This is a genomic window from Aeromonas finlandensis, assembly GCF_000764645.1.
GTDB lineage: Bacteria > Pseudomonadota > Gammaproteobacteria > Enterobacterales > Aeromonadaceae > Aeromonas > Aeromonas finlandensis.
Window position 1 is genome coordinate 1 of the sequence record NZ_JRGK01000012.1, and the last position, 5162, is coordinate 5162.

At 57.8% G+C, this 5162-nt stretch carries 4 protein-coding genes and 1 pseudogene; 3 read left to right on the top strand and 2 right to left on the bottom strand.

What is annotated here, in order from left to right; translation table 11 throughout:
• Positions 1-181: pseudogene (locus LD28_RS23985) on the bottom strand (nucleoid-associated protein YejK); the annotation flags it as partial.
• Between LD28_RS23985 and LD28_RS0100605 the strand changes: the two are divergent.
• Together LD28_RS0100605 and LD28_RS0100610 are read left to right on the top strand one after the other, a co-directional pair.
• On the top strand, positions 174-401 hold the full coding sequence (locus LD28_RS0100605) for a YejL family protein (protein WP_005333874.1): 228 nt from the start codon (positions 174-176) through the stop codon (positions 399-401). The pseudogene LD28_RS23985 and the gene LD28_RS0100605 overlap by 8 nt on opposite strands.
• 47 nt (positions 402-448) lie before the next feature.
• Positions 449-2299: a DUF3413 domain-containing protein gene (locus LD28_RS0100610; RefSeq protein ID WP_033135104.1), complete on the top strand. Its 1851-nt coding sequence runs from the start codon at positions 449-451 to the stop codon at positions 2297-2299.
• Between the two features lie 91 nt (positions 2300-2390).
• Here the strand turns inward: LD28_RS0100610 and LD28_RS0100615 are convergent, their stop codons facing one another.
• On the bottom strand, positions 2391-3176 hold the full coding sequence (locus LD28_RS0100615) for a MetQ/NlpA family ABC transporter substrate-binding protein (RefSeq protein ID WP_156120061.1): 786 nt from the start codon (positions 3174-3176) through the stop codon (positions 2391-2393).
• 606 nt (positions 3177-3782) lie between these two features.
• On the opposite strand from LD28_RS0100615, the gene asp reads away from it, so the two are divergent.
• The coding region (asp, locus tag LD28_RS0100620) for a serine protease Asp (RefSeq protein WP_033135106.1) at positions 3783-5162 on the top strand (1380 nt) is incomplete at its 3' end.

Sequence of the window (5162 nt, forward strand, 5' to 3'; positions counted from 1 at the left end):
CGTCGGGAGGCAGGGTCTGGCTGCGGGTATCGGCGTGGGGTTGACCATCGCCGCCCTGGCGCAAGGAGTGAAGAATGATCTTGTCGATATCGAGACTCATGTCACAAAGCCATAGTGTTAGCCGAAAGGGTGAAGTATTATAAGGCGCTTTGAACCGAGATGAACTGAAGATTATGCCCATCGTATCAAAGTACAATAACGAGCAGTTTGACGCCCTGATGAACGACCTGATCACCGCGCTGGAAAAGCATAAAGCGCCGGTGGATCTCAGCCTTATGGTGCTTGGTAATCTGACCACCAATATCATCAACGGTATGGCACCGGCCCAGCGCCAGGCCATCACTGAAAAGTTTGTCCAGGCCCTGACCGCATCGGTCGATAATCGCCACGACGCACACTGAGTCCCCGACTCTGTTGATTTGACGTTTCTCAACGCAGATGGATCACTATGGTCGAAACCGGTAACCCCTATCGTGATAATGTCTCTCGCCTGATCACCTGGGGGCATTGGTTCTCCTTCTTCAACATTATTCTGGCCATGCTTATTGCCACCCGTTATCTGGGTGCCATCAGCTGGCCATCGACCACGCTTGGCGTGATCTATCTCGTTGTAAGCTGGATTGGCCACTTCTCGTTCTTGAGTTTTGTCACCTACCTGTTGACGATCTTCCCGCTCAGCTTCGTGCTGCCCAAGGAGAAATCGTTGCGGTTCATCTCGGCCATCATCGCCACCCTGGCGCTGGTGCTGCTGCTGATCGACACCCAGGTATTCCGGCTGTTCAAGTTCCACCTCAACAGTCAGGTATGGCAGTTGCTGCTGGATCAGGCACAAACCGAAGAGGGCTCAATCTGGAGCATCATCTTCGTTGCCGTGCCCACCATCTTCCTGCTGCAACTGCTGCTGTCGGCCTATGTCTGGCGCAAGATCAACAAGCGCAAGCGCCGCCAGTACGGCAATCAGGTGGGGCTGGCCCTGCTGATCTGCTTTATTCTGACCCACGTGGTCAACAGCTGGGCGGATGCGACCCTCTATCAGCCCATCACCATGCAGAGAGCCAACTTCCCCCTCTCCTACCCCATGACGGCCCGCTCCTTCCTGGCCAAACATGGCTGGCTGGATCTGGATCAGTACGAGAAACAGGCGGCCTCCCAGGGTGATAACAGCGACAGCCGGATGCACTATCCGTTGCGCCCGCTCAACGTCAACGCGCCTCTGACCCACAACAATCTGCTGGTTGTGGTGGTCGACTCCCTGCGTTTTGACATGCTCAACAACATCAACATGCCCAATCTGCAGCGCTATGCGGATCAGCACCTGACGTTCCGCAATCACTTGAGTGGCGGCAACGACGATCTGATGGGCATGTTCAGCCTCTTCTACGGCTTGCCCGGCCACTACTACAAGGACATCAGCAGCGACAAGCGTCCGCCGGTGCTGTTCGACGAGATGCTGCGCCAGGATTACCAGTTCGGGCTGTTCGGCGCGATGGAAGATGCCCAGAAGTATCGCAAGAGCATCCTCTCCGGCCTGCGCAAACAGGTGTTTGTCTCCGAGCAGAGTGACGATGGCAAGCTGCTGACCGACTGGCAGCAGTGGCTGGATAAGCGCTCCCCCGAGCGTCCCTGGTTCTCGCTGGTCTACCTCTCTAGCCCCGGCGACTACCAGTTGCCTGCCACCATGAAGGGGCCGTTCCAGCCAGAACTCGCCAACTTCAATCCGGCGACCGCCTATCGGGCGGAGAACCTGCAAAAACTGGAGAACCGCTACAAGAACTCGGTCTTCTATACCGACCAGTTGCTTGAGCAGATGCTGACCAAATTGCAGTCGCAGGGGATGGACAGCAACACCATCGTCGTGATCACCGCCAACCACGGTCAGGAATTCAACGACACCCGCAGCAACAGTTGGGGCGCAGGTAGCAACTACTCACCCTATCAGGTACAGGTGCCGCTGGTGCTCGCCTGGCCGGGTCGCAACAGTGAGGTGCAGGAACAGCCGAGCAGCCATTTCGATCTGGCGCCGACCCTGATGCAGGGGATGCTGGGGGTACGCAATCCGGCGCGTGATTACAGCATTGGCCGCTCGCTGTTCGATACCAGCCCGCGCAACTGGCTGCTGGCGGGTGATCAGAACGACTTCGCCATCTATGAGGGCGACACCATCACCCACTTCAACAAGCAAGGTGACTTCGAGCTGCTGGAGCGCAACAGCTATCGCCCGATCAAGCACGGTACCCCCGATATGGGCGCCATGATCCAGGTGATGAACGAGCTGAACCGCTTCTATCGCAATCAATGAAGCCCGCGCTGATGGCTTGACACCATGAAAAACGCCCCACATTTGGGGCGTTTTTCATGCCATAACGGAATAGTTACACCCTGAATGGGCGTTAGCCACCCCACCCTTGCGGGTACTTGTAGCCAACGAAACGCTTGGCCGCATAGGCTTTGAAAGCCGCCGAGTTGTAGGCCGCCGCCACATCCCTGGCAAACGGCTGATCCGCATCCGCGCTTTTCACCACCACCCAGTTGATGAAGTCGTAGCTGCGCTCCAGAAACAGTCCTTCGCTGAACGGAATACCGCTGGAAGCGGCAAAGTTACCGTTGATCACCGAGAAGTCCACATCCTCTCGCGAGCGGGGCAGTTGCGCAGCCTCCAGCAACACCAGCTTGAGATTGTGCGGGTTGTTCACCACATCTAACTCGCTCGCCTTGAGCGGGTTGATCCCCTCCTTGAGGGTGAGCCAACCGAGCTCCTGCAACATCAACAGGGCCCGCGCCTGATTGGTGGGATCGTTGGGAATGGCCACCGTACTCCCCTCTTTTACCTTGTCGAGTGCCGCCAGCTTGCCGGAGTAGAGCCCCATCGGGCCGGTTGGCACCTGGGTAATGGGTGCCAGTGACAAGCCGCGGTCTTTGGCAAAACTCTCAAGATAGGGTTTGTGCTGGAAACAGTTCACATCCAGTGATCCATCGGCCAGGGCGATATTGGGGGTCACATAGTCGGTAAACTCCACCAGCTTGACCTTGTACCCCTTGGCCTCCAGCTGCGGCTTGATGGAGTCGGTCACCATGTCGGCAAAATCACCCACCGTGGTGCCAATCACTATCTCCTTTTTAGCGGGCAAGGTGACATCGGCGGCAACTGCGGAAAAAGAGAGACTCCCGACCGCCATCGCGGCAAGGAAGGTGCTGGCGCCAGCAGTGGCGCGCAAGGAAGCAGTGAAAGAAGAAGGTAAGAAGGAACGAAACGGCATAGAGACTCCCTGTCAGGTACACATCAAGATATGGGCCTGCGGTGGGGGTTGCCCCCAGAGGCAACGCATCTCACACCGCAGCAATCCAGCCATCTAAACGGCCAAGGCAATTACCATAACAGAGCTATCCACCGCCGCCAAGCAATAAACCGCTGGCACACCCCCGCCATATCGCCCTTGCAGTGCCTGCCACCCGCCTGTCTGCACTCACTCCAGTACACACAGCGATGCCGTTCACTTTACAGGACGCACGACGCCCCCTCGGGATTGCCCCGTACCGAGATGGATGCTGCGAAGGAGAGTAACGAGAGAGTTAACTACAGACAAAAAGATCAGCAACAAAAAATGAGAGGCGTTCTCAATAGAACACAAAATGAACACCATTGAAACCCTTATCACAAACCAGATCGAGCTTCTTTGACACATATCCCAGTTTTCAAAAAATACCTTTTTGGATCTCCATCATCCGTGTATAGCTTTCCGTCGCACCCAGGATGGTGCGATCCAAAATGGAGTTTAAAAATAATGAAGCAAACATCGTTAGCACTGGCGATCACAGCACTGCTGTCGACCCTGCCCAGTGCACTCGTTCAGGCAAATGAAGGTTGTGCGCCGCTCACCGGCAAGGAGAGTGGCGTGGATATCGGACGCAACAGCAGCGAGCGCTGTCTGCCAGGTAGCAATCCCCTGCAGGATCAGCAGTGGTATCTGCTCAACAGCGGGCAGGATGGGTTCAGCGACCGTAGCGGGGTAGCGGGCAATGATCTCAACCTCTGGTGGGCTCATCGTGCCGGGATATTGGGACAGGGCGTCAACGTCGCGGTCGTCGACGATGGCTTGGCCATCGCCCACCCGGATCTGGCGGACAACGTGCGCCCGGGCTCGAAAAACGTGGTGACCGGCAGCGATGATCCGACCCCGACCGCTCCGAAGACGGCGCATGGCACCTCGGTATCCGGCATTATTGCGTCGGTGGACAACGTGCTCGGCACCAAAGGGATCGCCCCGCGAGCCCAGTTGCAGGGGTTCAACCTGCTGGATAATAAAAGCCGGCAGTTGCAGAAAGATTGGCTCTACGCCCTTGGCGACAGCGAGGCCAGCCGCGACAACCGGGTCTTCAATCAGAGCTACGGCAAGAGTGTGGTGGATCCCAGCTCATCCAACTCTCTGGATCAATCCCAGATCGATCGCCTGTTCGAACGGCAGACCCTCAAGGCGCAGGGTGCGGCCTATATCAAGGCCGCCGGCAACGGCTTCAGCAAGATAATTTCGGGTGGCTATATCCTCAACCGCACCGGCAACGGCCCCAAATTGCCGTTTGAAAACAGCAACCTCGACCCATCCAACAGCAACTTCTGGAACCTGGTGGTGAGCGCCCTCAACGCCGATGGGGTCAGATCCTCCTACTCCAGCGTCGGCAGCAACGTTTTCCTGAGCGCCCCTGGCGGCGAGTATGGCTCCAACTCTCCGGCGATGGTGACCACGGATCTGCCCGGTTGCGACATGGGCTACAACCGCACCGACGCTCCCAGCACCAACCGGCTGCACGGCAACCCGCAACTGGATGCCAGCTGCGACTACAACGGCGTGATGAACGGCACCTCCTCCGCGACCCCCAGCACCTCGGGCGCCATGGCGCTGTTGATGTCTGCCTACCCGGATCTACCGGTACGGGACCTGCGGGATCTGCTGGCCCGCAGCGCGACCCGGGTTGATGCCAAACAGCCGCCGGTGATGGTGCGCTACACCAGCAACAACGGCAGCGTGCGTGACGTGAAAGGGCTGGAAGGGTGGGAGCGCAATGCCGCCGGCATGTGGTTCAGCCCCACTTACGGCTTTGGTCTGATCGACGTCAACAAGGCCCTTGCGCTGGCAGCGAGCCACCAGCCGCTCCCCCCTCTGGTG

Excerpts from the sequence above, each read along its gene's own strand:
- LD28_RS0100605 (WP_005333874.1), top strand. The coding sequence starts at position 174 with ATGCCCATCGTATCAAAGTACAATAACGAGCAGTTTGACGCCCTGATG.
- LD28_RS0100610 (WP_033135104.1), top strand. The coding sequence starts at position 449 with ATGGTCGAAACCGGTAACCCCTATCGTGATAATGTCTCTCGCCTGATC.
- LD28_RS0100615 (WP_156120061.1), bottom strand. The coding sequence starts at position 3,176 with ATGGCGGTCGGGAGTCTCTCTTTTTCCGCAGTTGCCGCCGATGTCACC.